Here is a 2,459-nt window from a genome sequence, read left to right on the forward strand (position 1 = left end):
GCGGCGGCCTGTGCTTTGTGGGGGGTTGGGACTGTGCGTGGGGGTTTGGCTAGCTTTACTTCGAGGGGGGCTGGGCGGCCGCCTATCCACAGCACGGCGTCGACGACGCCGCATATGCCGGCGCCTTCTAGGCGTGGGCTGTGTTCGACGCGGTCGGCGCCGAGGGCCTTGGCGACTGCCTCCACGGCCTCGCGCTGGGTTTCCTTTCCCTTCTTCATCCTCTCGGTGGGGGGCTCGGCGGCGCCCGTTATGATGTAGTAGGCGGCGGCTGGGCAGTAGAGGTACTGCCTGATGAGGGCTGGGTTAATGCAGAGCTGGGCCACGGCCGCTGGGTGGGGGTGGGCCTATTCTTATCATGGTTTCCAGCGTCTTTCTGTCTATTTTGAGGATTATTATGTCTGCGTTGGCGCCTCTGACGGCTCTGGCGAGCCTCTCGGCGAGCTCCTTGACGTAGGCCGGGGGGAGGCGGCCTATGTAGGCTGACTTCTGGACGCGGGCTAGGCCGTATGACCTCAGCACCTCCGCCACCTTGTTTCTCACGTGGTCTTCGGTTATGTCGTACACCACTAGGATGTGCATAGGGACTTCGCCAGGTGCCTTGCTTCTCTGTGTATTTCGGCTGATATTGGGCTTCTCCCGGCGCCGAGCTCCTCCAGCACCGCGGCGGCTACGGCGAGGCGGGACTTGTGGGTGAGGAGGCCGTCTTCCACCTCAAGCTCTTCGGCGGATTTGGCCACCGCGGCGTCGACGCGGGGCCTCCACTGCTCCATGAAGTCTAGGACTAGGGAGGGCCTGCCGGACTTGTCCGCGTGTAGGAAGCCTACGTAGGGGTCTAGGCCGGAGAGGAGTAGGGATTTGAAGCAGAGGGTTTTTAATATGCCGTAGCCGTAGTTGAGGCCGGCGTTTACGGGGTCTCGGCCTTCCTGGTCGCGGCCTGGGAAGCCGGTTACCTCTCTGTAGGCGGCCCAGTAGGCCTCAGCGGCCGCGGCCTCAGCCTCCATCAGAGCCCTGGCGTCGGGGGCGCGGGCCGCCGCGTCGGCGGCCTTGCTGATCTGCTCGGCGTATTGGCTGTACCGGGCCAGCCTCCTCCGCCACGTGCGGACGTTCTCCAGCTGGCCTCTTATCTTCCTCCAGATCCACCTCCTGGCGAACTCAAGCCCTCTGCCGTCTGCGGCGGCTTTGTACTGGCAGAGCCTCTTGGCCCCGGTGGCGTCGCCCACGGGCTTCATGAATATGCCGATGGGCTCCCCCCTCTGGTCGAACACGGCGACGGTGGCGCCGGCCCTCAGCAACGCCCTTAGGGCTTTTGTGGAGATGGATATCCCGCCGGTGAGCAACAGCACCTCGTCTACTTCGTGGAGGGGGTATTCCCTCCTGGCGCCGGGGCTCTCGACGACGAGCAGGCCCCGCCTGGCTCTTATCCGGGTTCCGTAGCTAGCGACTGCGATCTGCATGGCATATGTGGAAGAATGGGCACGTCCGGGGGCACTCCGGCGCGGCGCCGGGGTCGCGTCCGGAGGCTACTATGTCTATTGCCTCGTCTCTCGCCTCGAGGAACTTAGCCCGGGCGGCGTCGCCGAGGGGGTGCGCCACGGCTCGGTACTCCACCGCGGCGTTGACGGATATCTGGACGTGTATGCCGTAGTCTATGGGCACCCCCCACTCCGCCTCTATGGCCATGGCGTATCCCGCCAAGGCGGCCTCCACGTTTTGGGAGGGGCCGAATTTGAACTCCACCACGGCTCCGAGAGCGACGCCGTCGGCCACCACGTATCCGAGGCCGAGGGGTGCCCCGTCGACGACTACCTGTGTGGCTATTGGGGCGGCGTAGAAGGCGGCGGCGTCGCGGCCGCGGGCGAGCCTGGCGGCGTGGGCGTAGCTGTGCTCGCCGAGTAGTCTAGAGGCGACGTATTTGTACAGCGCCTCTGCCTTAGGCCTCACGTCTTCGGGTACGCCCTCTAGGGAGGGGGACATGGGCGCCCCGGCGTAGGCGTATTTCTTGAAGTCCTCCACGGCTTTGAACAGCGCGGCGTGCAACGCCTGGCCCTCGGCGAGGGTTTTGTTTGCGGCGGGCCTCTCGCCAGTGACGTATTTGAGGTAGAGGTTGCGTCCCGTGGGGCAGTAGCCGTAGGCGAAGTCTGAGAGGGCTAGCCCGAGGTAGGCGGGGGGCTTGACTGGCGGCCTGTCGTAGGCCCAACCACGTAGGTCGGGGGATACCTCGACGGGTCCGGTGGTTACCCTGGCTCTTTTTAGGAGTCTGGCGATTTCGAGTAGGGTTAACACAAAGTTTTGATCTAGTTGTTTCTAATGTTTTACATTCTGCAAGGGGGAAGATTTTAATTTGCAGGTATCTGCAATTTAATGCGGCTGGCTGTCACTGTGGGGTTCGAGTCGAGGCTTGTCATGCGGGCTCTTGCACGTCTAGGACCCGTAGATGATTATTTCCTTCTGCGTGGCAT

Annotated in this window: 4 protein-coding genes; all 4 read right to left on the bottom strand. The window is 63.5% G+C overall.

Annotated features, from left to right (window positions below; all coding sequences use genetic code 11):
- Positions 1-323, bottom strand: a 323-nt coding sequence (cas4, locus tag ACP5J3_RS13165) for a CRISPR-associated protein Cas4 (RefSeq protein WP_428496104.1), incomplete at its 3' end; no start/stop codon positions are given.
- On the bottom strand, positions 304-579 hold the full coding sequence (gene cas2, locus ACP5J3_RS13170) for a CRISPR-associated endonuclease Cas2 (RefSeq protein WP_428496105.1): 276 nt from the start codon (positions 577-579) through the stop codon (positions 304-306). The genes cas4 and cas2, both read right to left, overlap by 20 nt.
- Entirely contained in the window at positions 567-1,454 is an 888-nt protein-coding gene (gene cas1, locus ACP5J3_RS13175; RefSeq protein WP_428496106.1) for a CRISPR-associated endonuclease Cas1, read from the bottom strand. The genes cas2 and cas1 overlap by 13 nt, the downstream gene beginning before the upstream one ends.
- Positions 1,435-2,283: a type I-A CRISPR-associated protein Cas4/Csa1 gene (gene cas4a, locus ACP5J3_RS13180; RefSeq protein WP_428496107.1), complete on the bottom strand. Its 849-nt coding sequence runs from the start codon at positions 2,281-2,283 to the stop codon at positions 1,435-1,437. Before cas4a ends, cas1 begins: the two co-directional genes overlap by 20 nt.
- Positions 2,284-2,459 lie beyond the last annotated feature (176 nt).

This window comes from Pyrobaculum sp., from assembly GCF_049971835.1.
Classification (GTDB): domain Archaea; phylum Thermoproteota; class Thermoprotei; order Thermoproteales; family Thermoproteaceae; genus Pyrobaculum.